The sequence below is a fragment of the Breoghania sp. genome, from assembly GCF_963674635.1.
In the GTDB taxonomy this organism is placed as follows: Bacteria; Pseudomonadota; Alphaproteobacteria; order Rhizobiales; family Stappiaceae; genus Breoghania.
In genome coordinates, this window is record NZ_OY771475.1 from 4,034,362 (window position 1) to 4,060,891 (window position 26,530).

Annotated in this window: 22 protein-coding genes; 17 read left to right on the forward strand and 5 right to left on the reverse strand. The window is 62.2% G+C overall.

Annotated features, from left to right (window positions below; all coding sequences use genetic code 11):
- Positions 1 to 2 precede the first annotated feature (2 nt).
- Genes preA through ABGM93_RS17525 form a run of 3 tightly spaced genes read left to right on the forward strand, consistent with a single transcriptional unit; the run spans position 3 to position 2,120 of the window.
- The gene (preA, locus tag ABGM93_RS17515) at positions 3 to 1,316 is read left to right on the forward strand and encodes an NAD-dependent dihydropyrimidine dehydrogenase subunit PreA (RefSeq protein ID WP_321501638.1); all 1,314 of its coding nucleotides are present in this window, start codon (positions 3 to 5) and stop codon (positions 1,314 to 1,316) included.
- Positions 1,317 to 1,376: 60 nt separating this feature from the next.
- Positions 1,377 to 1,760 carry a hypothetical protein gene (locus ABGM93_RS17520; protein ID WP_321501640.1) on the forward strand — a complete coding sequence of 128 codons (384 nt, stop codon included), beginning with the start codon at positions 1,377 to 1,379 and terminating at the stop codon, positions 1,758 to 1,760.
- Positions 1,761 to 1,790: 30 nt separating this feature from the next.
- On the forward strand, positions 1,791 to 2,120 hold the full coding sequence (locus ABGM93_RS17525) for a hypothetical protein (RefSeq protein WP_321501642.1): 330 nt from the start codon (positions 1,791 to 1,793) through the stop codon (positions 2,118 to 2,120).
- Between the two features lie 38 nt (positions 2,121 to 2,158).
- Here ABGM93_RS17525 and ABGM93_RS17530 read toward each other — a convergent pair whose 3' ends face one another.
- A complete protein-coding gene (locus tag ABGM93_RS17530; RefSeq protein ID WP_321501644.1) occupies positions 2,159 to 2,815 on the reverse strand; it encodes a TetR family transcriptional regulator C-terminal domain-containing protein in 657 nt (218 codons plus the stop codon).
- A 484-nt stretch (positions 2,816 to 3,299) separates the two neighbouring features.
- Here ABGM93_RS17530 and ABGM93_RS17535 point away from each other — a divergent pair, with 484 nt between their 5' ends.
- From ABGM93_RS17535 to ABGM93_RS17590, 12 genes are all read left to right on the forward strand, one after another.
- Positions 3,300 to 4,619 carry an aspartate aminotransferase family protein gene (locus tag ABGM93_RS17535; RefSeq protein ID WP_321501647.1) on the forward strand — a complete coding sequence of 440 codons (1,320 nt, stop codon included), beginning with the start codon at positions 3,300 to 3,302 and terminating at the stop codon, positions 4,617 to 4,619.
- A gap of 153 nt (positions 4,620 to 4,772) precedes the next feature.
- Positions 4,773 to 6,041 carry a Zn-dependent hydrolase gene (locus tag ABGM93_RS17540; protein WP_321501649.1) on the forward strand — a complete coding sequence of 423 codons (1,269 nt, stop codon included), beginning with the start codon at positions 4,773 to 4,775 and terminating at the stop codon, positions 6,039 to 6,041.
- Positions 6,042 to 6,731: 690 nt separating this feature from the next.
- Positions 6,732 to 7,364 (forward strand): LysE family translocator, encoded by a 633-nt coding sequence (locus ABGM93_RS17545; RefSeq protein ID WP_321501651.1) that lies wholly within the window; start codon positions 6,732 to 6,734, stop codon positions 7,362 to 7,364.
- A complete protein-coding gene (locus ABGM93_RS17550) occupies positions 7,361 to 7,855 on the forward strand; it encodes a GNAT family N-acetyltransferase (RefSeq protein WP_321501653.1) in 495 nt (164 codons plus the stop codon). Before ABGM93_RS17545 ends, ABGM93_RS17550 begins: the two co-directional genes overlap by 4 nt.
- A gap of 56 nt (positions 7,856 to 7,911) precedes the next feature.
- Positions 7,912 to 9,369, forward strand: a complete 1,458-nt coding sequence (gene hydA / locus ABGM93_RS17555; RefSeq protein WP_321501656.1) for a dihydropyrimidinase — start codon at positions 7,912 to 7,914, stop codon at positions 9,367 to 9,369.
- A gap of 34 nt (positions 9,370 to 9,403) precedes the next feature.
- The gene (locus ABGM93_RS17560) at positions 9,404 to 9,910 is read left to right on the forward strand and encodes a hypothetical protein (protein ID WP_321501658.1); all 507 of its coding nucleotides are present in this window, start codon (positions 9,404 to 9,406) and stop codon (positions 9,908 to 9,910) included.
- Between the two features lie 349 nt (positions 9,911 to 10,259).
- Positions 10,260 to 11,027: an ABC transporter ATP-binding protein gene (locus ABGM93_RS17565; protein WP_321505990.1), complete on the forward strand. Its 768-nt coding sequence runs from the start codon at positions 10,260 to 10,262 to the stop codon at positions 11,025 to 11,027.
- A gap of 618 nt (positions 11,028 to 11,645) precedes the next feature.
- Positions 11,646 to 12,236, forward strand: a complete 591-nt coding sequence (locus ABGM93_RS17570; protein WP_321501660.1) for a hypothetical protein — start codon at positions 11,646 to 11,648, stop codon at positions 12,234 to 12,236.
- On the forward strand, positions 12,226 to 13,131 hold the full coding sequence (locus ABGM93_RS17575) for an ABC transporter permease (RefSeq protein ID WP_319775175.1): 906 nt from the start codon (positions 12,226 to 12,228) through the stop codon (positions 13,129 to 13,131). Before ABGM93_RS17570 ends, ABGM93_RS17575 begins: the two co-directional genes overlap by 11 nt.
- Positions 13,128 to 14,294 (forward strand): ABC transporter permease, encoded by a 1,167-nt coding sequence (locus ABGM93_RS17580; protein WP_321501662.1) that lies wholly within the window; start codon positions 13,128 to 13,130, stop codon positions 14,292 to 14,294. The genes ABGM93_RS17575 and ABGM93_RS17580 overlap by 4 nt, the downstream gene beginning before the upstream one ends.
- A 48-nt stretch (positions 14,295 to 14,342) precedes the next feature.
- Positions 14,343 to 15,329, forward strand: coding sequence for an ABC transporter substrate-binding protein (locus ABGM93_RS17585; RefSeq protein WP_319775177.1), 987 nt, complete (start codon positions 14,343 to 14,345; stop codon positions 15,327 to 15,329).
- 278 nt (positions 15,330 to 15,607) lie between these two features.
- Positions 15,608 to 17,620 (forward strand): VTT domain-containing protein, encoded by a 2,013-nt coding sequence (locus ABGM93_RS17590; protein ID WP_321501664.1) that lies wholly within the window; start codon positions 15,608 to 15,610, stop codon positions 17,618 to 17,620.
- 393 nt (positions 17,621 to 18,013) lie between these two features.
- On the opposite strand, the gene hpaR is transcribed toward ABGM93_RS17590, so the two are convergent.
- The gene (gene hpaR / locus ABGM93_RS17595) at positions 18,014 to 18,526 is read right to left on the reverse strand and encodes a homoprotocatechuate degradation operon regulator HpaR (protein WP_321501667.1); all 513 of its coding nucleotides are present in this window, start codon (positions 18,524 to 18,526) and stop codon (positions 18,014 to 18,016) included.
- A gap of 510 nt (positions 18,527 to 19,036) precedes the next feature.
- Between hpaR and ABGM93_RS17600 the strand changes: the two genes are divergently transcribed.
- Together ABGM93_RS17600 and ABGM93_RS17605 are read left to right on the forward strand one after the other, a co-directional pair.
- Positions 19,037 to 20,269: a lytic murein transglycosylase gene (locus ABGM93_RS17600; RefSeq protein WP_321501669.1), complete on the forward strand. Its 1,233-nt coding sequence runs from the start codon at positions 19,037 to 19,039 to the stop codon at positions 20,267 to 20,269.
- Between the two features lie 222 nt (positions 20,270 to 20,491).
- Positions 20,492 to 23,098, forward strand: coding sequence for a PAS domain S-box protein (locus ABGM93_RS17605; protein ID WP_321501671.1), 2,607 nt, complete (start codon positions 20,492 to 20,494; stop codon positions 23,096 to 23,098).
- Positions 23,099 to 23,276: 178 nt separating this feature from the next.
- Here ABGM93_RS17605 and ABGM93_RS17610 read toward each other — a convergent pair whose 3' ends face one another.
- The 3 genes from ABGM93_RS17610 to ABGM93_RS17620 all read right to left on the reverse strand — a co-directional run bounded on the left by ABGM93_RS17610 (position 23,277) and on the right by ABGM93_RS17620 (position 26,205).
- Positions 23,277 to 24,149 (reverse strand): ABC transporter permease, encoded by an 873-nt coding sequence (locus ABGM93_RS17610; RefSeq protein ID WP_321501673.1) that lies wholly within the window; start codon positions 24,147 to 24,149, stop codon positions 23,277 to 23,279.
- Positions 24,142 to 24,909: an ABC transporter ATP-binding protein gene (locus ABGM93_RS17615; RefSeq protein ID WP_319775183.1), complete on the reverse strand. Its 768-nt coding sequence runs from the start codon at positions 24,907 to 24,909 to the stop codon at positions 24,142 to 24,144. The genes ABGM93_RS17610 and ABGM93_RS17615 overlap by 8 nt, the downstream gene beginning before the upstream one ends.
- Before the next feature lie 270 nt (positions 24,910 to 25,179).
- Positions 25,180 to 26,205, reverse strand: coding sequence for an ABC transporter substrate-binding protein (locus ABGM93_RS17620; RefSeq protein ID WP_321501676.1), 1,026 nt, complete (start codon positions 26,203 to 26,205; stop codon positions 25,180 to 25,182).
- Positions 26,206 to 26,530: the final 325 nt, after the last annotated feature.

Genomic DNA, 26,530 nt, shown 5'->3' on the forward strand with positions numbered 1-26,530 from the left:
CCATGGCCGATCTCACCAGCACATTCGCCGGTATCAAGTCGCCGAACCCGTTCTGGTTGGCCTCCGCGCCGCCGACGGACAAGGAATACAACGTCGTTCGCGCCTATGAGGCGGGCTGGGGCGGTGTCGTGTGGAAGACGCTTGGCGACGGCGACCCGGTCGTCAATGTCAACGGTCCGCGCTACGGCGCGATCCACGGCAAGGACCGTTCGCTGACGGGGCTCAACAATATCGAGCTGATCACCGACCGTCCGTTGCAGCTGAACCTGCAGGAAATCAAGCGGGTCAAGAAGGCCTGGCCCGACCGGGCGCTCGTCGTCTCTCTCATGGTGGCGTGCGAGGAAGAGAACTGGGCGAATATCGTCAAGCTCGTGGAAGAGACGGAGGCCGATGGCATCGAACTGAATTTCGGCTGTCCGCATGGCATGTCGGAACGCGGCATGGGTGCGGCTGTCGGCCAGGTGCCGGACTATATCGAGATGGTCACGCGCTGGTGCAAGAAGCACACGCGCATGCCCGTGATCGTGAAGCTGACGCCGAACATCACCGATATCCGCTATCCCGCGCGCGCCGCGCATGCGGGCGGGGCGGATGCGGTGTCGCTGATCAACACGATCAATTCCATCGTTTCCGTGGATCTCGACCAGATGGCCCCGTCGCCGACCATCGACGGCAAGGGAACCCATGGCGGGTTCTGCGGCCCGGCGGTGAAGCCGATCGCGCTCAACATGGTGGCGGAAATAGCCCGCGATGCGGAAACGCGCGGTCTGCCGATTTCCGGCATTGGCGGCATCACCACCTGGCGCGATGCGGCCGAATTCATGGCGCTTGGAGCGGGCAACGTGCAGGTTTGCACCGCGGCCATGACATATGGCTTCAAGATCGTGGAAGAGATGGCCTCCGGCCTTTCCGACTGGATGGACGAAAAGGGCTACACGGCGACGTCGGACTTCGTCGGACAGGCGGTGCCCAATGTCACCGACTGGCAGTTCCTCAACCTCAACTACATCGCCAAGGCGAAGATCAATCAGGATCTCTGCATCAAGTGCGGCCGTTGTCACATCGCCTGCGAGGACACCTCGCATCAGGCGATCACCAACATGATCGACGGTGCGCGCGGCTTTGAGGTGATCGACGAGGAATGCGTGGGTTGCAATCTCTGCGTCAACGTGTGCCCGGTGGAAGGCTGCATCACCATGGAGGCGATGGAGCCGGGCTCGGTCGATCCGCGTACCGACAAGGCGGTGGAAGCTGCCTACGCCAACTGGACGACCCATCCCAACAACCCGAACCGGGTGGGCGTTCCAGCTGAGTAGATTGCCGTAAGGGAAGGTTTGTTATAGAATGGCCGCGCTCACATTTTATTGGGTGCGGCCATGTTCCGTTATTTCACACATATTATATTTGCATCCCTGTTTTCGTGCCTGCTGGTTGCTCCTGTTCTGGCCCAGCAAGCAGACGCCAGGTCCAAGGAAATGTTCGAGGTTCCGGTTGGCAGCGTTATTGAGCCGCGTGGTGATGGTATCTCTGCCTGGAACCAACCCCCGTCAGGCTTTTTGAATTCACTTGGCGACAAGGTCGGAAAACTCGACGGCAAAAAGGAATATGTCGTTGAAGACCGGAAAGAAGTGCCCTCCATCTTCGGCAAGCAATACTGGTTGAAGGTGCGTCCGGCAGACGGCGTGGGGGATTGCGGTCCCGCCGGGTGCTGGGCCTATCAGGGCAAGCTGGGTGGCAGCACCAATTTTTCTCCGAAGTGACGGTTTCGACAGTGGAAAGTGCTGGAGGTTATGATGGAAGGAATTGCAGGAGACCCAACCTCTCCAATCTGGTCTCAGTTGGCCGTGACCCTGGCCGTCATTGCAGTCTTTTTCGCCGGTCTTTTTGTTCGGCAAGTCTTGGCGGGTGACCAAAAGCTCAACTGGAAGCAAGCGCTCGCCACGGGGTGTGCCGTCTTCTTTATGGGAAGCGTGCCGCTTTGCGAGATCATTCACAAATCCATTCTGGGCGCGAGCAGCCTGTTTCCCATCCTGTCGGCCTTCGTTCCCGTTTTTGGAGCTGGCTTTGCCTCCAATGAGGAAATCAAGAAGCACTTGAAGGGCAGCGCGAAGGCGGCCTGAAACGGCTGCCGCCTCATGTGCCGATCCGGGGGCCGGCCTCAGGGGATGAGGCCGTTCAGGAAGATCGCCTTCAGCGTCGCCTCCGTTTCGCTTTGGAAATCGGGCTGTTCGATGGTGCGCCCGGTGATCGCCTGAATCTGCGTCTCGAAATCCGCGTAGTGCTGGGTGGTTGCCCAGATCATGAAGATCACGTGGTAGGGATCAACCGCGCGCAGCCTGCCCTGATCGATCCATGTGCGGATGATCTTGACCTTGGCGTCGACCAGATCGCGCAAGGGACCTTGCAGCACGTCCATCATCATCGGCGCGCCTTCCAGGATCTCGTTGGCGAAGAGACGCGAGGCACGCGGATTTTCCGCCGAGTGCTGGAGCTTGCGTGAGATGTAGTCGCCAAGTTCCTCGGCCGGATCTCCCTCCACATCAAGGGCGCGCAGGGGGGCAAGCCATTCTGTCAGGATTTCCCCCAGAACGGCCTTATATATCTGCGACTTGGAGGCGTAATAATAAAGCAGGTTCGACTTCGACATGCCCGCCTGACGGGCGATCTGGTCGAGCGTCGTGCCGCGAAAGCCGGAACGGGAGAACATGTCCAGCGCGGCCTCCAGGATGCGATCCCTGTTCTCCGTCTGGATACGGGTCTGCTTGCGCGCTGAGCCGAAATCCCCGGTCGCAAAATCGATCATGTCATCGGTCATGGTTGTTTGGGGTCCCAACGGGATTTCACGGGCTCAACTCCTGCGTTTTCGCCTTTGGCATCGCGCGTTTCCTCTCCCTGGCAAGCGGTGCGCATGACGGGGTTTCACTATCATGCTCCATCCTTTCGTATGGGAGGCGAAAAAGAAGAGCAGCCATCGCCCATTTTTCGCGCGCAGTTCTTCAAAACATCAAGTTTTTCGGACCGTTTCACCTGATTGCTTTTGCATCGACATGGATAGAAAATGACCTTGACCGCCATCGGGCGGGGCTCCTATCGTTATCTTGACCAAATGGTCAGAATTCGCGACGTGAGGCGGGCGATAGTCTACGATCCTCTCGCAGGGTTTTATGGATTAATCGCGTGCTGGGCAACTTGTGACGCTGGGGCAACTACCCCCGAGGGATGCAGGCGCCGGACGCAGCGAAGCTGGCCCTCGTGCGCGCCTGACCGGGAACCGGCAGGCGTGGCCCTTCGGAGGAAACATGTCGCAGGCCGTCACCAACAATCTCGAAGCGTTCTGGATGCCGTTCACGGCGAACCGGCAGTTCAAGAAAAACCCGCGCATGCTGGTGGGTGCAAAGGACATGCACTACACCAACGCAGAAGGGCGCCAGATCCTCGACGGGACGGCGGGCCTGTGGTGCTGCAATGCCGGTCATGCCCGCCCGAAGGTGGTGGAAGCGATCCAGAAACAGGCGGCAGAACTCGACTATGCGCCCGCGTTCCAGATGGGCCACCCCAAGGCCTTCGAGCTTGCCGCGCGTCTTTCCGCGATGATGCCCACGCCGCTGGACCATGTGTTCTTCACCAATTCAGGTTCTGAATCGGTGGAAACCGCGCTGAAGACGGCGATCGCCTATCACCGCGCCAAGGGCAATGCGGCCAAGACCCGTCTCATCGGCCGTCAGCGCGGCTATCACGGCGTGAATTTCGGCGGCATCTCGGTCGGCGGCATTTCCGGCAACCGCAAGATGTTCGGCGGGCTTCTCACCGGCGTCGATCATATCCGCGACACCCATGACATCGAGCGAAACGCCTTCTCGCGCGGCCAGCCCGAGCATGGTGCGGAGTTCGCCGACGATCTGCTGAACGTCATCAAGCTGCATGATCCGTCCACGATTGCAGCCGTGATCGTGGAGCCGATGGCGGGTTCCACCGGTGTTCTCATTCCGCCCAAGGGGTATCTGGAGCGGCTGCGCAAGATCTGCTCCGACAACGATATCCTGCTGATCTTCGATGAGGTGATCACCGGCTTCGGGCGTCTGGGCTCAGCCTTCGCGGTGGAGCATTTCGGCGTTGTGCCCGACATGGTGACGCTGGCCAAGGGCATCACCTCCGGCACGGTGCCGATGGGCGCGGTGATGGTGTCCTCCGATATCTACGAGGCCTTCATGCAGGGCCCGGAGCACATGATCGAGTTCTTCCACGGCTACACCTATTCGGGCCATCCGCTGGCCTGTGCGGCCGCGCTCGGCACCCTCGACACCTACGAGGACGAGGGGCTTATGACCCGCGGGGCGGAGCTTCAGGATTACTGGGCCGATGCGCTGCACGGCCTGAAGGACCATCCGCATGTCATCGACATCCGCAACCTGGGCCTGATCGGCGCGGTCGAGCTTGAGCCAATTGCGGGCGAGCCGACCAAGCGTGCCTTCTCCGCCTTCCTGAAGGCCTATGAGGAGGGGCTGATGATCCGCACCACCGGCGACATCATCGCGCTGTCACCGCCGCTGATCATCTCCAAGGCGCAGATCGACGAGCTGTTCGGCATCCTGTCGAAGGTTCTGAAGGCGATCGACTAGGGTTGCCACTCCAACCGGGCGCAGCAAGAGACATTCGTCATCCCGGCCCGATCAGGTGTTCCGGGGTGGCGTCACGAGTGAAATTCAAAAAGGGCGCGGCGAAAAACAAGCGCCTGCTTTCCAGACATATGGCCAGATCCAAGGGGAACTGAAATGGCGGCAAACACGGCGGCTCCGGGTGAGAACCTGCGCATCAACGCAGACAGGCTGTGGGACAGCCTCATGGAGATGGCCAGGATCGGGCCGGGCGTCGCGGGCGGCAACAACCGTCAGACGCTGACCGACGAGGACGGTGAGGGCCGCAAGCTTTTCCAGAAATGGTGTGTAGAAGCGGGCATGACGATGGGCGTTGACAGCATGGGCAACATGTTCATGACGCGCCCCGGCACCGAGCCGGACCTGCCCGCCGTCTATGTGGGCTCGCATCTCGATACCCAGCCGACCGGCGGCAAATATGATGGCGTTCTCGGTGTGCTGGGCGCGCTGGAGGTGTGTCGCTCGCTCAATGATCTCGGCATCAAGACGAAGCATCCCATCGTCGTCACCAACTGGACGAATGAGGAAGGCACGCGCTTTGCGCCCGCCATGCTGGCCTCTGGCGTGTTCGCAGGCATGCACACGGAAGAGTGGGCGAAAGCGCGCGAGGATGCCAAGGGCCTGAAATTCGGCGATGAGCTGAAGCGTATCGGCTGGGAAGGTGAGGAGCCGGTCGGGTCTCGCAAGGACAAGATCAAAGCGTTTTTCGAGCTTCATATCGAGCAGGGGCCGATCCTCGAAATCGAGGGTAAGGATATCGGCGTCGTCACCCACGGGCAGGGGCTGTGGTGGCTTCAGGTGACGGTGACGGGCAAGGACAGCCACACCGGCTCCACCCCGATGCCGATGCGCCGTAATGCGGGGCTTGGCGCGGCGCGGATGACGGAGCTTGTCCACGAGATCGCCATGAGCCACCAGCCCAACGCGGTGGGCGCCATCGGCCACTGCGATTTCTACCCCAATTCGCGCAACGTCATCCCGGGCAAGGTGGTCTTCACCGTCGATTTCCGCTCGCCCGATCAGGAAACGCTGGACGGCATGAAGGCGCGGTTTGAGGCGGAAGCCCCGAAAATCGCGGAAGAACTCGGCCTCGGCATCGAGATTGAGGTGGCCGGTCATTTCGATCCGGTGACCTTCGACCCGGCTTGCGTGAAGGCGGTGCGCGACGCGGCGGAGCGGCTCGGCTATTCCCACCGCGATATCGTTTCCGGTGCGGGGCACGACGCCTGCTGGATCAACCGCATTGCGCCGACCTCGATGGTCATGTGCCCCTGTGTGGACGGCCTTTCGCACAACGAGGCCGAAGAGATTTCCAAGGACTGGGCCAAGGCCGGCGCCGACGTGCTGTTTCACGCGGTGGTGGAGACGGCGGAAATCGTGGAGTGAATTGAGGTTCCGGCCCGGTGCGGACAAGCTCCCTCTCCCACGGGGAGAGGGTTGGGGTGAGGGGATCAGATGCCTCCGTCCCCACGAGGGCTTAAACCCCCTCACCCGAACCTCCGGTTCGACCTCTCCCCATGGGAGAGGTGATTGGCGGCGGGGATCGGGATTGAGGTGAGGTTTCTCGCATCCGGCGTGTTCGGAGGTGCCGAGCTGCTGATGGGAACTGGGATGGGGCGCACGGGGGGCGGCCCGGTGCGGACAAGCTCCCTCTCCCATGGGGAGAGGGTTGGGGTGAGGGGATCAGATATCTCCGTCCCCACGAGGGTTCGAAACCCCTCACCCGAACCTTCGGTTCGACCTCTCCCCATGGGAGAGGTGATTGGCGGCGGGGATCGGGATTGAGGTGAGGTTTCTCGCATCCGGCGTGTTCGGAGGTGCCGAGCTGCTGATGGGAACTGGAACGGGGCGCGCAGAGGGTGCGGCCCGGTGCAGACAAGCACCCTCTCCCATGGGGAGAGGGTTGGGGTGAGGGGATCAGATGTCTCCGTCCCCACGAGGGTTTGAAACCCCTCACCCGAACCTCCGGTTCGACCCCTCCCGACGGGAGAGGTGATTGGCGGCGGGGATCGGGGGTGAGGTGAGTTCGCCACGTCCGGCGAATATGGCGGCAGGGGGCCGCAACGGAGGAAAGCGATGGATCTGACGACAATTGTGTCCTTCTCCGTCATGGCGTCCTTGCTTGTGGCGTCGCCGGGGCCGAACGGCGTGCTGATCGCGCGCACGGTGCCGACCTCCGGCAAGGCGGCGGGCTTCGCCAATATCATGGGCTTTGTCGCAGCCTTCTATCTGCACGGGGCGCTGGTGGTCTTCGGTCTGTCCGTTCTGCTGGTGCGGTCCGCGGAGCTGTTCTTCGCCGTGAAGATGGTCGGCGCGGCCTATCTCTGCTGGATTGGCTTCAAGTCGCTGAGGCAGGCCTGGCGCGGAAACACGCTGCCGGTATCCGCTCGTCCTGCCCGGCGCAGGCGTACGCTTCTCGTGGCCTTTGGCGAGGGCTTCCTCACCAATGCGCTGAACCCGAAAGTCTCGATGTTCTATCTCGCGGCCTTCCCGCAGTTCCTGCCGCCGGAAATGGCGACGGCCGCCAACACGTTTACGCTCGTCGTCATCCACTCGGCCATCAATTTCGTGTGGTTCGCGGCCATGGTTGTGCTGTTCGCGCGCCTTGCGGCGGCTACGCGCTCGGGCCGGTTCCAGCGCTTTATCAAGGCCGCGACGGGGGCCGTGTTTATCGGCTTCGGCCTGAAACTCGCGACGATGAAGGCATGACCATGGCAGAGACGGTCACCGCGGAAGCTCCCACCCTTTCCATCGCCATCGAGACGCCGAACCAGCCCGAGATTGTCGAGCTGATCGCGCTGTCGGATGCCTATTCTCTCGCCCGCTATCCGGCGGAGGGGCATTTCGGCACGGATGTCGAGGGGCTGTCGGGCGACGATGTTTCCTTCGCCGTGGTGCGCGAGGCAGGCGGCGCCATCGGCTGCGCCGCGCTGAAGTGGAATGAGGACGGAACGGCTGAGCTGAAGCGATTGTTCGTGCGCGAGGAGGGACGCGGGAAGGGCGTTGCGCGCAAGGTCGTGGCGTATCTGGAAGACATGGCCAGCGCGCGGGGCGTGACCCGCATCGACCTGGAAACCGGGCCTCTCAATACCGAGGCCGTCGGGCTTTACGGATCGCTCGGCTATGCCGAATGCGGGCCGTTTCCCCCTTACGAGGCGAACCCCTACAGCCTGTTCATGACAAAACACCTAACCGCCTGAGAACCGAGAACACAAAAAGACCGGTCCGGGCACGGCATCACCAGAGGAACAACATCATGGCATCGAAAGTCATCAAGGGCGGCACGGTCGTCACCGCGGATCTGAGCTACGAAGCGGACGTGAAGATCGAGGACGGCACGATCGTGGAGATCGGGCCGAACCTTTCCGGCGATGAGGTGCTGGATGCGACCGGTTGCTATGTGATGCCGGGTGGTATCGATCCCCATACGCATCTGGAAATGCCCTTCATGGGCACCTATTCGGCCGATGATTTCGAAAGCGGCACCCGGGCGGGGCTTGCGGGCGGCACGACCATGGTGGTCGATTTCGCATTGCCCAATCCGGACCAGTCGCTTCTTGAGGCCATCCAGCGTTGGGACAACAAGTCCACGCGCGCCAATTGCGACTATTCCTTCCACATGGCGATCACCTGGTGGGGCGAGCAGGTCTTCAACGAGATGGAGACCGTGGTGCGCGAGAAGGGCATCAACACCTTCAAGCACTTCATGGCCTACAAGGGCGCGCTGATGGTGGATGACGACGAGATGTTCGCCTCCTTCCAGCGCTGCGCCGAGCTTGGCGCTCTGCCGATGGTGCATGCGGAAAACGGCGATGTGGTCGCCCAGCTTCAGGCCAAGCTCATGGCGGAAGGTAATAACGGCCCGGAAGCTCATGCCTATTCGCGGCCTGCGGAAGTGGAGGGCGAAGCCACCAACCGCGCCATCATGATCGCCGATATGGCGGGGGTGCCGGTCTATATCGTGCACACGTCGTGTGAGCAGGCGCATGAGGCGATCCGCCGGGCCAAGCAGAACGGCATCCGCTGCTACGGCGAGCCGCTGATCCAGCATCTGACGCTGGATGACAGCGAATATCAAAACGGCGACTGGGACCACGCCGCGCGCCGCGTGATGTCGCCGCCCTTCCGCAACAAGAAACATCAGGACAGCCTGTGGGCCGGGCTTCAGGCGGGCACGCTCCAGGTGGTTGCCACCGATCATTGCGCCTTCACGACCGATCAGAAACGCTACGGTGTGGGCGATTTCACCAAGATCCCGAACGGCACCGGCGGAGTTGAAGACCGGATGCCGATGTTGTGGACCTATGGCGTGGGCACGGGCCGTTTGACGCCGAACGAATTCGTCGCCGTCACCTCCACCAACATCGCCAAGATCCTGAACATCTACCCGAAGAAGGGCGCGGTGCTTGTGGGCGCGGATGCCGATCTCGTCGTGTGGGACCCGGCGAAGGAGAAGACGATTTCGGCCGCAAGCCAGCAGTCGGCCATCGATTACAACGTCTTTGAGGGCAAGCAGGTAAAGGGCCTGCCGCGCTACACGCTGACCCGCGGCCATGTCGCGATCATGGATGGCGAGATCAAAACGCAGGAAGGTCACGGCAAGTTCGTGAAGCGGGAGCCGTTCCAGGCGGTCAACAAGGCGTTGTCGCAGTGGAAGGGCCTGACCTCGCCACGCAAGGTGGAACGCTCCGGCATTCCGGCAAGCGGGGTCTAGACGCTTGCGGACAGGGCGCGGCGAGGCGGAGGGTGTGAAAACCGGAAGCCCGGAGCTGGACCAGCCCTGTCTGGCCGCGCGGCATGTGGTTTCCTACCTGCTGGCGGTTTTTCTGATCGCCTGTGCGCTGACCCTCGTCATCTACAGGGTGCTCTCGTTTGAACGGTTCGGCCCGGTGCCGCTGTTCTCGGTGATGGGGATGAGGAAATTTTTCGAGCTCTTCGCAGTCCTGGCGGGGGGCGGCGTGTTGCTGGTCTTCCCGGGCACGAAGTTTCTGCTTGCTCGGGAATGGAGAGGCTGGGTCGCCTTCGCGCTTGCCGGCGTCGTTTATGCGGTTTTGGCCACGGTCTTCGGCGGGGTTGCGCTCTCCAGCGCGGGAATGGGAACTCTGGACGATCTCGTGGTGCTGGCACTCATCTCGGCGGCGCTGTCGGTGATCTTCGTTCCGGCCAATCTTGTCTACTGGGCGCTGGCGATCCATCCGGCAACGTTCTCGCTTTGGCAACGAATTTGCAAGCATCGCGAGGGAGCGGGCAGTTGAGCGCGGGGTCCGATGTGTGCGGCCCATCCTTCGAGACGGCCTTGTCAGGCCTCCTCAGGATGATGTTGCGTGAATAGACGAAACGGGGATGTGGACGGTCGGCATATGCGGTTTTTGAATGGGGGTGAGCTACACCCTCAACGTCATCCTGAGGAGACCGCGCGAGCGGTCGTCTCGAAGGATCGGCGGCGGGTTCGGGAGGCGTTTTCAGGGGGCATCCCGGGCGTCAAGGAAATGGGGAACAGACCAAGTGACGACCAGTGAGGCAACCACGGCCCGAAATGCGGCCAAGGTTCAGGCAGAAGACGAGGCGAATGCGGGGGGGAAGAGCGCGGCGCGATCTTCCGTCATCCATGCGCAGAATTTGAGCCTGACCTTTCCAGCCGCCGATGCGCCGGTGCATGCGCTTTCCGACATCAATCTGGAGGTGAAGCGCGGCGAATTCGTTTCCTTCATCGGGCCTTCGGGTTGCGGCAAGACCACGCTCTTGCGCGTCATCGCCGATCTGGAAAAGCCGACGTCGGGCTCCATCACGGTCAATGGCGGTACACCGGATCAGGCGCGGCTCGACCGCTCCTACGGCTATGTCTTTCAGGCGGCAGGGCTTTATCCCTGGCGCACGATTGCGGGCAACATCGCGCTGCCGCTTGAAATCATGGGCTATACGAAGCGTGAGCAGAAAAAGCGCATCGCGAAAAACCTTGAGCTGGTGAACCTTGCCGGTTTCGAGCGCAAGTTTCCCTGGCAACTTTCCGGCGGCATGCAGCAACGCGCTTCCATCGCGCGCGCGCTCGCCTTCGATCCGGAACTGCTGCTGATGGACGAGCCCTTCGGCGCGCTGGACGAGATCGTGCGTGATCACCTGAACGAGCAGCTTCTGAAGCTCTGGGCGAAGACGGAGAAGACGGTGGTCTTCGTCACGCACTCGATCCCGGAAGCGGTGTTCCTGTCCACCAAGATCGTGGTGATGAGCCCGCGTCCGGGGCGTATCTATGACATCATTGAAAGCAACCTGCCGCGCGAGCGCGATCTCGATATCCGGGAGACGCCGGAGTTTCTGGAGATCGCACACCGGGTGCGCGAAGGCCTGCGCGCGGGGCACAGTTATGAGGATTGATGTGGCGAAGACTCAACCCACTTAGCTGGTGCTCTTGGGGGATAGAAAATGAACCGCTCTGATTTGGTTTTGTGTGTCTATGGAGCAGTTAAAAAGAACGGTGGAAGCGCGACGGTTCTTGAAGTGGCAAACATGCGAACGATTCAAAAGCTTCGGGAGATCTGTTTTATACTTGGTAATACGATATGCGTTGGGCTACTCAAAAGCTATGGGCAGAGGGTAGGCCTGGCCCGGGCGCTGATCGGAAGTGGGTGCTTTTAGAGTGAATAGTCTTTTCGCTACGAATATTCGGCCATCCCTTTCACTTACCTCTCCCATGGGGAGAGGTCGACGCGTAGCGTCGGGTGAGAGGTGTCGGGTTCGCCGTATCCACGAGGGATCTCATCCCCTCACCCCAACCCTCTCCCCATGGGAGAGGGGGCTTGATCGTGCGGGTTGCGATATGGCGGGCTTGAGGCGGGCCGCGGTTATGGGCCGTCAGGCTCTGAATTCTGCTTTTGACACAAGCCCGGCCCAAGCACCTCTCTCATGGGGAGAGGTCGGCGCGGATGCGCCGGGTGAGGGGCGTCGGGTTCACCGTATACACGAGAGCCGGAAAGCGCACGGGAGGGCCGTCGCATGAAATATGAGGACACGACCTCCCGAAGAGTGTCCATCAGTGGCGATCTCGCGGTTCCGACAATCCGGATCAAGGCCAAGAAGAACTACTTCATTCTGGGCATCACTCTGATTTGGCTATGTAATTATACTTATGTCGGAAGTCCTTTCGGGCTAGCCTCAGCTGTATTTGATCCTGAAACGGGATCTGGTCGATGGATCGTGCTTGCTGCTCTGGCTGTCTGGGGAGCTTTGTGGTTGGTTGTCTCTGCCGCAGTCCTCTGGATGCTTATTGGCCGTGAGGAAATCGAATTTAAATCGCAAGCCCTGATACACCGTCTCAAGGTGGGGCCATTCTCCCGTCAGCGTGTCTTCGATCCGCTGAAACTGCGAAACCTGCGTAGGCTCAATACGTCGATCTATAGATCTGTCGTTCTGAGTATCTGGGAAATGGTAGGCGTACCGTCAAAGGCCAATGCGCGGATGGCCTTCGATTATGGCGAGAGAACAATCTACTTCGCCTATTCGGTCGCTCCTGCCGAATCCACAACCGTCAGGGACGCAATGATCGCCCGTCTGGGTGCAAAGGTGGGAGGGCAACATGGCTCCTGAACGAACCTCTCCCATCAGCCGTCTCTTCGCAGGCAAGACCGGCCCCGTCCTCGTGGTGGTCCTTGCCATTATCGCGATCTGGTATGCGGGCGCCGTCTATCTGAATGCGCCGTTCCAGATGGATACCTACAAGCGTGGGCATATCGAGAATGTGCCGGTGACCCAGCTGGTCACCGATACGCTCAATCAGGACCGGCCCGTTCTGCCCGCCCCGCATCAGGTGGCGGAGGAGATCTGGAAGACGACGGTCCTGAAGAAGATCACCTCCAAGCGCAGCCTGATTTATCACGCGGGCATCACGCTTTCCTCCACGCTGCTGGGCTTCATCATCGGCACCGTGCTGGGCATCGTGCTGGCGGTGGGCATCGTGCACAGCCGCGTCCTCGACAAGTCGCTGATGCCGTGGGTGATCTCCTCGCAGACGATCCCGATCCTCGCGATCGCGCCGATGATCATCGTGGTGCTGAACGCGGTGGGCATATCGGGGCTTTTGCCAAAGGCGTTCATCTCCACCTATCTCTCCTTCTTCCCCGTGACCGTGGGCATGGTGAAGGGGTTGAGGTCGCCGGAGATCCTGCATCTGGATCTCATGCGCACCTACAATGCCTCCAAGGGGCAGGTCTTCTGGAAGCTGCGCTTTCCCTACGCCGTGCCCTATCTCTTCACTTCCATGAAGATCGCGGTCGCGGCCTCGCTGGTGGGGGCCATCGTCGGTGAATTGCCGACGGGTGCTGTTTCCGGGCTCGGCGCGCGGCTTCTGTCCGGTTCCTATTACGGTCAGACGGTGCAGATCTGGTCGGCGCTGATCGCGGCCTCCGTCATGGCGGCGGTGCTGGTGGCGCTGGTCGGCGTCGTCAACGGGTTTGTTCTCAAGCGGATGGGGATGGCGCGATGACTTTCACCGAAACCTTCAAGCGACTTTTGCTGATGGGTGGGGGATTTGCCGCCGCCTTCGGGCTGGTGCTGCCGCTTTTTGCAGGCGAAGCCGGGTCGGTCACCGTGTGGGATGAGACGGGCGTGATGATCTTCATGCTGCTGGTCTTCGTGATCTCCGCGCAGAACGTGATCTCGCTCATGAATCCTGCGCAAAAAGGCGGCTGGTTCGACGGTCCTGCGGGCGATGCGCTGATCGCGGTGGCTGCTCATCTGGGCGCATGGGAATTGCTGTCGGCGCTTTCCGGCCATCCGGGCGCGGCTGGTGGCGGGTTCTGGGCGCTGCTGGTCGCCGCGTGGCTGACGGGCTGGCAATTCGTGGACCGGCTCGCCAATCGGCAGGTCACCTCAAGAACCGTCCAGCGGGTTGTGACCGTCGTCATTCCGCTTCTCTTCGGTGTGTGGGTGTTGATCCTGTGGCAGGCGCTGGTAACGGGCTTCGGCGTGCCGAAGGTGCTGCTGCCTGCGCCATCCGAAATCTGGTTGCGGCTCGTTGGCGGGTTTCCGACGCCGCTATGGGAGGATTTCCGTCAAACCTTCCTGAAGGCGGTTCTGATCGGCTACGCCATTGGCTGCGGGTCGGGGTTCCTGGTCGCCATTCTCGTGGATCGGGTGCCCTTCCTGCGGCGTGGGCTCCTGCCGGTCGGCAATCTCGTTTCCGCGTTGCCCGTTGTGGGTGTCGCGCCGATCATGGTGATGTGGTTCGGCTTCGACTGGCCGTCCAAGGCGGCGGTCGTGATCATCATGACCTTCTTCCCGATGCTGGTGAACACGGTCTCGGGGCTGGCGGCGTCCGATCACATGCAGCGCGACCTGATGCACACCTATGCGGCTTCCTACTGGCAGTCGCTTCTCAAGCTGAGGCTGCCACAGGCGCTGCCGTTCATTTTCAACGCCTTGAAGATCAACTCCACGCTGGCGCTCATCGGCGCGATCGTGGCGGAGTTCTTCGGCACGCCCACCGTCGGGATGGGCTTTCGCATCTCCACCGAAGTCGGCCGCATGAATGTCGACATGGTGTGGGCGGAGATCGCAGTCGCCGCGCTGGCGGGCTCGATCTTCTACGGGGTTATGACGCTTTTGGAGAGGGTATTCACGTTCTGGCATCCGTCGTTCCGCACATAGCAAACACAAAGGTGCGCCGGTGCCGACACCAGAGGGAGAAGAGTGGACATGAAGAAAGTACTGCTTGGGGCTGTCGCCCTTGCTGCCGGATTGGGGATGTCCGCGGCACAGGCCGCCGATGAGGTGACCCTGCAGCTGAAATGGGTCACGCAGGGCCAGTTTGCCGGCTACTACGTGGCCAAGGACAAGGGCTTTTATGAGGAAGAGGGCCTCGACGTCACCATCAAGCCGGGCGGGCCGGACATCGCTCCGCCGCAGGTCATCGCCGGTGGCGGCGCGGACGTCATCGTGGACTGGATGCCGTCGGCACTGGCAAGCCGCGAAAAGGGCGTGCCGCTGGTCAATATCGCCCAGCCTTTCAAGTCCTCGGGGATGATGCTGACCTGCCTGAAAGAAAACGGCGTCGCCACGCCGGACGACTTCAAGGGCAAGACGCTGGGCGTCTGGTTCTACGGCAACGAATATCCGTTCCTGTCGTGGATGGCGCATCTGAAGATGCCGACCGATGGCGGGCCTGAGGGCGTTGAGGTCCTCAAGCAGGGCTTCAATGTGGACCCGCTTCTCCAGAAGCAGGCGGCCTGCATCTCCACCATGACCTACAACGAATATTGGCAGGTCATCGACGCGGGCATTTCCGAGGACGATCTGATCGTCTTCAAGTATGAGGACCAGGGCGTCGCGACGCTGGAAGACGGTCTCTATGTGCTGGAAGACAACCTCAAGGACGAGGCTTTCGTCGACAAGATGGCCCGTTTCGTCAGGGCCTCGATGAAGGGCTGGGAATATGCCCGCGAGAACCCGGACGAGGCCGCCGACATCGTGCTTGAAAACGATGCCTCGGGTGCACAGACCGAAAAGCACCAGCGCCGCATGGTCCGCGAGATCAACAAGCTGACCGAAGGCACCAACGGGGCGCTGGATGTCGCAGACTACGAGCGCACGGTTGAGACGCTGCTTTCGGGCGGGTCCGACCCGGTCATCACCAAGAAGCCGGAAGGCGCCTGGAGCCACGTCGTCACCGACAAGGCGCTTTAGGACGGTTTCCCACAGGCTTTGGCCGAAAATGACGAGACAAGGGGCGGCGCCGCAGGGTGTCGCCCCTTTCGTTTTCGGGGGCGCCGACAAGCGGCTTGCTTTCTCCCATCGCATCGGGGATTTATCGAAACCGTAAAACTGCTGTGTTGTTTGCTCTGTAAATTCAACTCCTATCGGACTAGATAGCCCTTGAACTCCGGTGGCACGTGGTCCTGCCGCTGCCGGCCCACTTCGATATCAAGGCGACAGGATCGCAAGGCTTCCCCATGGACTTCACTATGGATCTGGCGAATTGGGTGATCGCCTATCTGGGCGATAATCCGCACCTGTCCATTGCCGTCGTCTTTCTCATTTCCATGGGCGAGGCGCTGCTGATCATCGGTCTGTTCGTGCCCTCCACCGTGGTGCTGGTGGGTGTGGGAACGCTGGTGGGCGGCGGCAAGCTGGATTTCTGGCCGATCTTCGTCGCGACCTGGCTGGGCGCCATTACCGGCGATGCGATTTCCTACTGGGCCGGGCGCATATATGGCGAGCACCTCAAGCGCATGTGGCCGCTGTCGCGCTATCCGGGGCTGGTGCGAAAAAGCGAGGAGTTCTTCGCCGAACATGGCGGCAAGTCCATTGCCATCGGACGTTTCGTGCCGGGCGTGAAGGCGGTCATTCCCGGCATCGCGGGCATGATGGGCATGAGCAACACGCGCTTTGCCACCATCAACGTGATCTCCGCCTTCTTCTGGTCGCTCGCCCACCTGATGCCCGGCGTCTTTATCGGGCGCGGGCTGGCGGTGGCGAGCCAGGTTTCGGGCCGCTTCGCGCTGGTGCTGTTCGTGCTCCTCGGGGCGGTGTTCATCACCGCATGGCTCATTCGCATCGTGGTGATGAGTTCCATTCCGCCGCTCGTGCGCCTTCAGACGCGCTTTGTGGAGGCGGCAGCCCGTCGACCGGGGCGGGTCTGGCACTGGCTGGCGGATACATTGGCACCCGACAATCCCAAGGCCTTGCGTGTTGTGGCGCTGAGCGCGGTTCTGGCGGCGGGGGGCATCGGCTTCGTTTCCCTGCTGGAAGACCTCATCGCCCGCAATTCGATGGTCTATCTCGATCTTTCCATCGCCAATCTGATGCAGTCGGTGCGCAACATGCCGGCGGACCGGGTGATGGTGGTGCTGACCATGATCGGCGACGGCACGGTTCTGGTGGTGTTGGGGGCCGTGATCGTGGCCTGGCTCGCCGCGCGGCGGGCGTGGACGATCGCGGGAGCTGCCGCGCTGACCATGGTTTCCGCTGCGCTTTTCGTCCCCTTCATGAAGATCCTGCTGCAGCGCGCGCGCCCGGAGGAAATTCTCGGCAGTGCCGATCTCTACAGCTTTCCCTCAGGCCACGCGACGCTGGCGACCGTGGTTTTCGGCATTCTGGCCGTGCTGATGGGACTGGGCGTCGGGCGTTGGGGCAAGGCGGTGCTGTTTGCCTGCGCGGGCGCGCTGATCGTGGCGATCGCCTGTTCGCGCATCTATCTGGGCGCGCACTGGCCCTCAGATGTGGCGGGCGGGTTGCTCTTCGGCATCACCATGACGGCGGCCTTTGCCCTGGCGCTGGAGGCGACGCGCGCCGATCGGATCGCCCCGGTGTCGCTCGGGCTGGTGTCGCTCGCGATCTATGCCACTGTCTCCGCCGTTTATGTCACGCAAGGCCATGCGACGGCGATGCTGTCCTACAGCCAGCCCACGCGGGCCAACGTGATCACACGCGAATACTGGCTCGATGCGGGCTGGAAGATGCAGCCGGAACGCCGCATCGAGTTGACGGGCGAGACGGGCGAACCCTTCATCGCGCAATGGGTCGGTTCGCTCAACGTGCTGCGGGATCTGATGAAGGAAAAGGGCTGGCAGATCGTTCCGACCTGGTCCTGGGTCGATGTTCTGGCCTATTCCGATGGAAGCAACGATCTCGATGCCCTGTTGCCGCGGCCCTCGCTGCACGAGGGACGGCTGGCCGATCTCAGCGCGACGCTGCCGAGCCCCCAGGATCAGGGGCGGCTGGTGTTGCGGGCCTGGGCGACCGATACGCTGGTGACGGCGGCGGATGGCCAGCGGGATCCGCTGGTGTTGATCACGCTGGCGCTGGAGCGCAAGAAGGAACTGCCGATCGTCGCCCTGCCGCATGATGTGCCCGCGCCCGCCAATGATGTGCGCGCCGTTTTGAAACTGTTCGCTGAGGCCGTTCATGCGGAGGCCGCGGCGACGGAGCCGAATGCCAGGGCCGAGCCGCCGCTGCTCGTCCATGTGCGGCCTTGAGGAGGGGGCGTCTGGCACTTCTCCTGGATGTGGCCAGGCACTCTTTTTGAACGCGCCAGGCATCCTTTGTGAACGCGCCAGGCATCCGTTTTTAACGCGAATGCGGAGAAACGCGGGCGAACGCGTCGCGCTTGGTTATCCACGCTCGGGTGATCCGCGTTCAGGGATCCAGGCTCGGGGGACCCGCGCACGATCCGGTTGATCGTGCCGCGCGCTCTCCCGGCAACAGACCCGCAGGCGGTTTGCTGTCGGAGCCGTCCGAAGCACAGGGGCTGCCGGGTATCGTGACGGCGGGCGGTCGCCCAAATCGGCGCAGGCGGGCGCCGACGAGCGGAACCGTTGGATCGGGAAAGTCCGATCCAACCGCAATGCTCCGGCGGAATTCCTGCGTCGTCACTCCCCGGCTGCAGCCGACACGCGTTTCGTGCGCAGGGCTTCGATCATACGCTCCAGGACGTCATAGGCCTCGCGCACAAGGTCGGGGCCGATGTCGGAGGTGATGTCGTTGTAGAGGCGCTCCGATTCCGGTGCGATCCGGTTGTAGAGCGCCCGCCCCTTTGCCGCCAGCGTGACGATAACCCTGCGCTGATCGGCCTTGTTGGGCCGCCGGTTGATGATACCGGCGCTGTCCAGCTTGGGCAGAATGCGCGACAGGCTTGCGGGATGGATGCCGCATACATCGCTGAGATCGAGAATCTCGCGCTGCTCGACTTCCGCAAGGGCCCGGATGATCCGCCATTGCTGGTCAGTCAACCCGTGCGCATGCAGATAGGGGCGGAAGCGCAACATGACTTCCTCTCGCGCCGACATCAGTTGCATCGGGAGCGATTGATGGAAGGGACGCAGGTCCTGTTCGCCGGAATCAACCTGCGGTTTGGGGTCTGACTTCAAATCATGTGCAGTCAATGTGATCGCCTTGTCTTTTGCTCAAATCTACAAAGCTGCGGCGATGGGATGGTGTGCCAGTTTCCGGATTATTCTCTCGGCTTGCTTCAAATCTTGCGGTCTGGGCCAAATTCGGGCCGCTCGGTGCGACCTCTGCTTATCGATTAATCTGTCAACTATAATGCAAGGAGAAAAAATCATCAATTCAACGCTTATAGAATAAGCACTTGCGGCGTCATGTCAAAAAAACAATTTTGAAACGCTACGGAAAGTTCGGGCGTGGTGATGGTTCCGCGACGCAGTGAGGGGGCGCATCGGCCATTTCGCTTCGCGACGCGCGGGTTTCAGCCATCCATGGCCTTTCCTGAGCGGCCATGCGAGGGGGTGTATCGGGTGTCGGGTGCACTTGCGGCGCGCGCCACATCATGGCAGGGAACAGGAAACAGGGAACACCGTGTTCGGCCGAAAGAGGATTTGGCCATCCCGCGACACGCGATTTCCCCTGGCAATCGGATCATGACGGAGTGTGCTATGCGGCGACTTGCAACGAGGATGGTGGGGCTTGTGGCGCTGGGGGCGGCCCTGGCGGGGCCGGTGCTTCCGGGAACGGTGGCGAGCGCGCAGGCCGCCGGATGCAGGAACACCGGAAACTTCGATAGTTGGCTCCGCGATTTCCGGGCCGAGGCGCAGGCGCAGGGGCTTTCCCGCCGCACGATCTCCTCGGCGCTGGACGGGCTCCGGTTCGATCCCTCCATCGTGCGCAAGGATCGCGCGCAGGGCGTGTTTTCCCAGCCTTTTCTTGAATTCTCCAATCGGATGGTTTCGTCCTACCGCATGAAGCACGGGGCCCGTCTGCTGCGGGAGAATGCGGCGGAGTTTGCGGATCTGGAGCGCACATACGGGGTGCCGGGGCCGGTGATCGTCGGGTTCTGGGGACTGGAGACCGATTTCGGCGCCAATATCGGCAATCTGCCGGTCCTCAATTCGCTGGCGACACTCGCCTTCGACTGCCGTCGCCCGGATCTCTTCCGCACACAGCTGATGAGCGCGCTGAAGATCATCGAGCGCGGGGATCTGCGCGCCGACCAGATGATCGGTGCATGGGCGGGCGAACTGGGGCAGCTCCAGTTCCTGCCCAAGGACTATTACGAGCTTGGCGTGGACTACAATCGCAACGGCCGCGTCGACCTGCTGCGCGAGGTGCCGGACGTGCTGGCCTCCGGTGCCGCTCTCATCAAGAGCCATGGCTGGCGGGCCAACGAACCCTGGCTGGTGGAAGTGCGTGTGCCGCGCTCCATGCCGTGGGAGCAGGCGGGGCTTGAGGTGCATCATGGCGAAAGCACCTGGTCCAAGTGGGGCGTGACCCAGCGCGATGGTTCGGCGCTGAAGTCAACGGGACTGGAATCCTCCCTGCTTCTGCCCATGGGGCGCAACGGCCCGGCCTTCCTCGCCTATCCCAATTTCGACGTCTATCTGCAGTGGAACCAGTCCTTCGTCTATGCCACGACCGCGGCCTATTTCGCGACCCGGCTGGCCGGTGCACCGCCGCGCTTTGCCGGCAATAACAAGGTGGATGTGCTGAGCTTCGACCAGACCAAGCAGCTTCAGCGCGTGCTTGAGGCGCGCGGCTATGACGTGGGCGGCGTGGACGGAATGATTGGCGCAAAGACACGCGATTCCGTGCGCGACGTGCAGGCCAAGCTGGGGCTTCCCGTCGATGGATATCCGACGCAGTCTCTGCTGCGTCGCCTGTCCGGGAACTGAGTTCAGCGGCACTCGTCAAGCTGCCACACGAATGCGACGGGCGGTCGGGCACACGTACCGGGCCGCCCGTTTCGCATTTTTCGTGGAGGGAATTTGCGCAATAATATCGATATCTCGCAGGAAACACCGATGGTATCGTCTTGCCCGGGAGACGGGAACAGGAGGTGCCGCCAGGCATCTCGGGGAGGCTGCGGGGTGCCGCAGCCCTAGCGGGCGGCCAGCATGAGAGGAAGGTTCACAGGCAGCGTTGCCAACCGGATCATATTCTGGATCATCCTGTTCAGCTGCGCTGTCAGTGTCAGCATCACGGTCGTCCAGTTCTATTTCGAGTATCAGGGGCATCGCCGCGATGTGGAGGACAGGCTCGCCGATATTCAGCGGACTTCGCTGAACAGCATTCGCCGCGCCTTGTGGATCCAGGATCAGGATCAGCTTCAGACCCTGATGGAGGGCATTCAGACCTCCGGTGACATCGCCTATGCGGCGGTCATCGAAAATGGGATCACGCGCGCGCAAAGCGGAACCAGGCCGGATTCAAAAGGTCTTGTGCGCAAGACGCCGATCGAATTCACCCATCGCGGCGAGGAGATCATGATCGGCGAGTTGGAGGTCGTCGTCGATGTGGAGATGGCGCAAAGGCGCATGATCCTGCTCGCCTTGCGCATGCTCGGGACCAATCTCGCAATCACGCTGGCCGTGGCCATTTTCATCTATTTCATTTTCGCGCAGCTGGTTACGCGTCATGTGCGGGCCATCGCCGGGCAGCTCTCCGCAATGGGCAGCGGGGATCTGGGAAAGCCGATTGTGCTGAAACGGTCGCCGGGCCCTCTTCGGGACGGGGAGGGCGATGAACTGGACCTGCTTGTCTCCGCGTTTAATGGCGTGCGTGAACGCCTGCGGATCAGCCAGCGCAACGTTGAGAAGGGCCGCGACGAGCTGAAGGCCAGCGAGCGCCGCTATCGGGCGATCCTCGACGAGATGATCGACACCTATTATCGCACCGATATTCACGGGGTGATCACAATGATCACGCCGTCCGTGCGGGAGCTGCTGGGTTGGTCCGTGCAGGAAGCCATGGGCAAGCGTGCGGTCGACTTCTATATCGACAGCGCGGGGCACGATCATTTTCTGAGGACGTTCCGCGAGGGCGGCGGTTCGGTGCGTGCCTTCGAAGCGGCCATGCGCCATCGCGACGGCCATGTGGTGTGGGTGTCCACCACCGCACGCATCTATCGCGACGAAGAGGGTGGCATCGCGGGGATCGAAGGTATCGCGCGCGATATCACCGCACAGCGCCGGGCCGCGGACGCGGTTCGCTCCAGCCGCAACCAGTTGCGCCTTGTCGCCGATTCCGTGCCCGCCCTCATCCTGTTCGTCGACCGGGATCTGATCATCCGCTTCGCCAACCGCACGGTTGGAGAGTGGGTCGGGCGCAATGTCGACGGGCTGATCGGAGCCGAGCTTCACTCGATCATCAAGCGGGAATGGGTGGAGCGAATGCGGCCGCACTGGAATGCGGTTCTGGCCGGCGAGACGCAAATGATCACGGATACGTTTCCCACGGCGGACGGGATATTGCGCAGCCTCGATTTGCGGCTTGTTCCCCATAGGCATGCGGATGGTCGTGTCGAGGGCTTCTTCGCGCTGGGCATCGACACGACCGACCGCTTCATGCTGGAGGAGCGGCTGAGGCAATCGCAGAAGATGGAATCGGTCGGGCAACTCACCGGCGGCGTGGCGCATGACTTCAACAACCTTCTCGGGGTCATTCTCGGCAATGTGGAGTTCCTCATCGAGGATGAGGATTTGTCCGCGCAAGAACGGCTCAAGCTTCTGGGGGCGATCCAGCGCGCGGGCGAGCGGGGCGCGCGGCTGACGCGGCAGCTCCTGGCCTTCTCGCGCATGCAGCCGCTGGAACCGCAGGCGCTGGCGCTGGGACAGGACCTGAGCGAGTTCGTCTCGATGCTGCGCCCGACGATTGGTGATGCGGTGACGGTGCAGGTGGAGGCGAAGCCCGATTTGTGGCTGTGTCTGGCCGACCGGGGCTTGCTGGAGCTGGCGCTCTTGAACCTGACGCTCAATGCGCGCGACGCGATGCCCGATGGCGGCGAAGTGAGGATCACGATTTCCAATGCGGATCTGACCAAGGAGTGCGAGGCGCAGCTGGTCGGCGTATCGGCGGGGCGCTACGTGATGATATCGGTCACGGATTCCGGCAAGGGCATTGCGCCGGAGTTGCAGCATCAGGTCTTCGAGCCGTTTTTCACCACAAAGGATATCGGTCGTGGCACCGGGCTCGGCCTGTCGATGGTTTACGGGTTCGTGTCCCAATCGGGCGGGCAGGTCACGCTGGAAAGCGAACCGGGGGTGGGGACGACCGTGCGGCTCTACCTGCCGGAAGCGGTCGACATGATCGAGACGCCGGAGGCTCCGGCGGTGGGGGCGGTTCAACCGGGCGAGCCCACCCATGAGCGGGTTCTGGTGGTGGAGGATGATGAAGACCTGCGCCAGCTTGCCGCCGCGATGCTCCATCGGCTGGGCTATCAGGTCACGCTCGCCCATGACGGGCCGAGCGCACTGGAGATTCTCGGCAACGGGGCTGTTCCGGATATCATTCTGACCGATGTGCGACTGCCCCAGGGGCTGCTGGGACCGGATGTGGTGCGGGTGGCGCGTGAAACCCACAGCGATATCCGCGCGGTCTACATGACGGGTTTCGCCGAGCCGGGGCAGTTGGGGGAAGACGAGCTGGAGGAGGGGGACGTGCTCATCAAGAAGCCGTTCCGCAGCGAAGATATCGCGCGCGCGCTCGGCCGCATGTCCGGCTGATCCGGCGCCGAAACCGACCTTGTGCCCCATGTCGAGACGGAAAAAGGGGCGCGTCGTGTCTCGCATCACGGCGCGCCCCTTTTCATGGGCCGGTCATTTGTCGAAGGCCGGTCTTTTTGTCGAAGGTCCGGCTCTCGTCGCAGGTCCTGGCCGAACCTGTCGCGGTGCGGGCGACCCGTCAGGTCCGCCAGCGCAGGAAGTATTTTTCCGCCAGGCCGATGGCCCAGGCGATGATCAGGCCCATGACCGACAGGATGGCGACGCCGGCGATGAGCTGGTCGGTGGCCATGAGGGATCCGGCCATCAGCACATAGGCGCCGACGCCGAATTCCGCGCCGATCATTTCCGCCGCCACCAGCAGCACGATGGCGATCGAGGCGGAGATGCGGAAACCCGACAGGATCGCGGGCATGGCGCCGGGAATGACGATCTTGCGCACGATGGACAGCCAGGACAGCCCGAAGGACTGGCCCATGCGGATGAGGGTGCGGTCCACATTGTCGACGCCGGAATAGGTGGAGATCACGGTCGGGAAGAACGTGCCGAAGATGATGGTGGCGTTCTTGGAGCCCTCGTCGATGCCGAACCAGATGACGAAGAGCGGCAGAAGGGCGATCTTCGGGATCGGGAAGAGGGCGGAGACCAGCGGCTGGAAGCCGGAGCGGGCGACGGAAAAGAGCCCGATCATCAACCCTGCGGCAATGCCGAGAATCGTGCCGACGGTCCAGCCGATGAAAAGGCGCTCGGTGGAGGCGGCCAGGTGTTTCCACAACATGCCGGATTCAGCCAGGTTCACGAAGGCGTGCCAGGATTCAGCGGGCGTCGGCAGCACGAGCGGGCTGATCAGGCCGGACCGGGTCCCGGCTTCCCACACGCCGAGAAGCACGAGGAAGACGAGCGGTCCGACGAAGCGCACGGGGCGATAGACGAAGCCGCCGCCGCGGAAGGGCACGGGACGCACATGCGCGCCGGAGCCCGACTGCTCCGCGCCAGCTGCCGGTTTGGACGATTTTTCGTGCAGGTCGATATTGGGCATGGTCGTATCAGACATCTGCAAGCTCCCGGTCGGCGGCGCGGGCTTCCTCGCGCATGAGGTCCCACAAGTGGCGCTGCTTGATCTCAAGCTCGGCGAGATGATCCTTGCGCTCGGCAAGCGGCATGTCGATTTTCACGATTTCGCGAATGCGACCCGGTCTGCGCGACAGCACAACGATGCGGTGACCGAGGCGGACGGCTTCGGCGAGGTTGTGGGTGACATAGCAGGCGGTAAAGGGCTGGCGTGTCCACAACTCCACCAGATCATCCATCAGGAGTTCGCGGGTCTGGCTGTCGAGCGCGGAAAGGGGTTCATCCATCAGCATGACGGCGGGGCGCACGGACAAGGCGCGCGCAATGGCCACGCGCTGCTTCATGCCGCCGGAAAGCTGGCGGGGCAGGGCCTTGGCGAAATCGGACAGATTGGTACGGCGCAGGACATCGGCGATGATCGCGCGCTGCTCCGCCTTGGGCAGTCTGTGGTCTTCCAGCGCCAGCGCGATGTTGCCTTCCACCGAGCGCCAGGGCAGCAGGGCGAAGTCCTGAAAGATATAGGTGAGCGGGTTCAGCGAGGCCGCGGGCGGTTCTCCGACCTGCAGCACCTGCCCGTCGCTGGGCTTCTCCAGTCCGCCGATAAAGCGAAGGAGGGTGGACTTGCCGCAGCCCGACGGGCCAATGAAACAGACGATCTCGCCACGCTTCACGGTCAGGGAAATGTCGTCCAGCACCTGGGTGTTCCCATAGTGATGGCTGATATGGTCGAGCTTGAGGTCCATGGACCTTCTCTCCTGCGTGCCCCGCGGAGATGTCATAACAATGCTGAGGCAGAAATCTGCGGGGCCTGATCCCCGTTGCCGGGCCCATACGGCGACGGTAACGGGGAGAACTGTGTCTAGGCAGAAACGGCGAGGCCGCCTTTCGCGGGGAAAGACCGCCGGGACGGCCCCAAGGTTGGTGGGGCCGGCCTTCGGACCGTTTCGGATCTGGCGTTGTTCTGTGCTGAGGGCCGGCCCGCGATGGCGTGGGGCCGGCGTCAGGCTTTCGGCTCAGTAGATTTCCACGAAGCTCTTGTTGACGAGGTCGTCAATCGTCAGGCCTTCGGGAGACAGGCCTTCCGCCTTGAACCAGTCCAGCTGGTTCTCGACGCTGGACAGGTCCAGCTTGGCGTTCTGGTTCAGACGCATCGCACCGCTGATGATCGACTTGGAGGCCTTTTCGAACGGCCGGTCGACATAGACGTATTTGTGGATGAGCTTGGCCATCGCGATCTGGCCTTCCTCGCCTTCGGTCTTGTCGACCAGGGCGGCGTTGAAGTCGGCCGCGCCCTTGGAATAGGCGGCAAGGAAGCGCTTGACGAGATCGGGCTTGTTCTCGGCAATATCGGTGGAGGTGAAGATCGTGGTGACCTGGTAGTCCGGGATGTAGTCGGAAACCATGCCGATCTTCTTGGCCGAACCGGCTTCCACCAGCGCCTTGGCAATGTGGGGCTGAATGGACCAGGCGTCGATCTGGCCGGAGGTGAGCGCGCCGATGATCGCGCCGACCTTCTGCAGCGGCTTCACCTTCAGCTCATTGAGCGTGAAGCCTTCCTTGGCGGCGATGCGGCTCGCCATGTAGTGGAAGGAGGATCCGGCCTGCGTGATGCCGAAGGTGCGGCCCTTGAGCTTGGACGGCTCGGTGACGCCCTCCTCATAGGCCTTGTTGGACGCGATGATGATCTGGCCGTCGATGCCCGGCTCTTCGTGCAGCGCGCCACCGATGACCTTGACCGCGCCCTTGTCGGCAAGGCCCAGCAGGCCGCCGGAAATGGCTGTCAGGCCGAAGTCCACGTCGCCGGAAGCAATGGCGACCGCCATCGGCTGGGCGGCCTGGAAGAACTTGTATTCGACGTCGAGCCCCTGCTCGGCAAAATAGCCGCGCTCAAAGGCGACATAGCTCGCGGAATGGGAAATCAGGCGGATCGTGCCGACGCGGATCTTGTCAGCTGCGGTGGCGGAGACCGACGAAAATGCCGCAAAAGCCATTGCGGCCGTTGCTGCGCACATCAGGGTCTTGCGAAGACTGAGTTTCATGCTGGCAGTTCCTTCCCATTGGAGCATCGTTTTTATCGCACCGTAGGGGGAACCGGAGTGTCCGGATTGCGCAGGAACAGCCGTGGTCGATATTCGGATTCAACCAATGGTTCATGCGCACGGCGAGGATCTCCCGCGGCGCTGATGCCTTCGGCTATAGCCCGTGGAAGGGGAGGCGGTAAACCTGAATCATGGCCGGAACCCTGCAATTCCTTCAAAATCGCGAAAGTGACGCAGCGATATCGTTGCCTGTACATGAGCGGGCAAACGGGGCTGCTGCGCCGGACCACGCGGGGCGCAGACCTTTCAACGCGCTGCGGGAGAC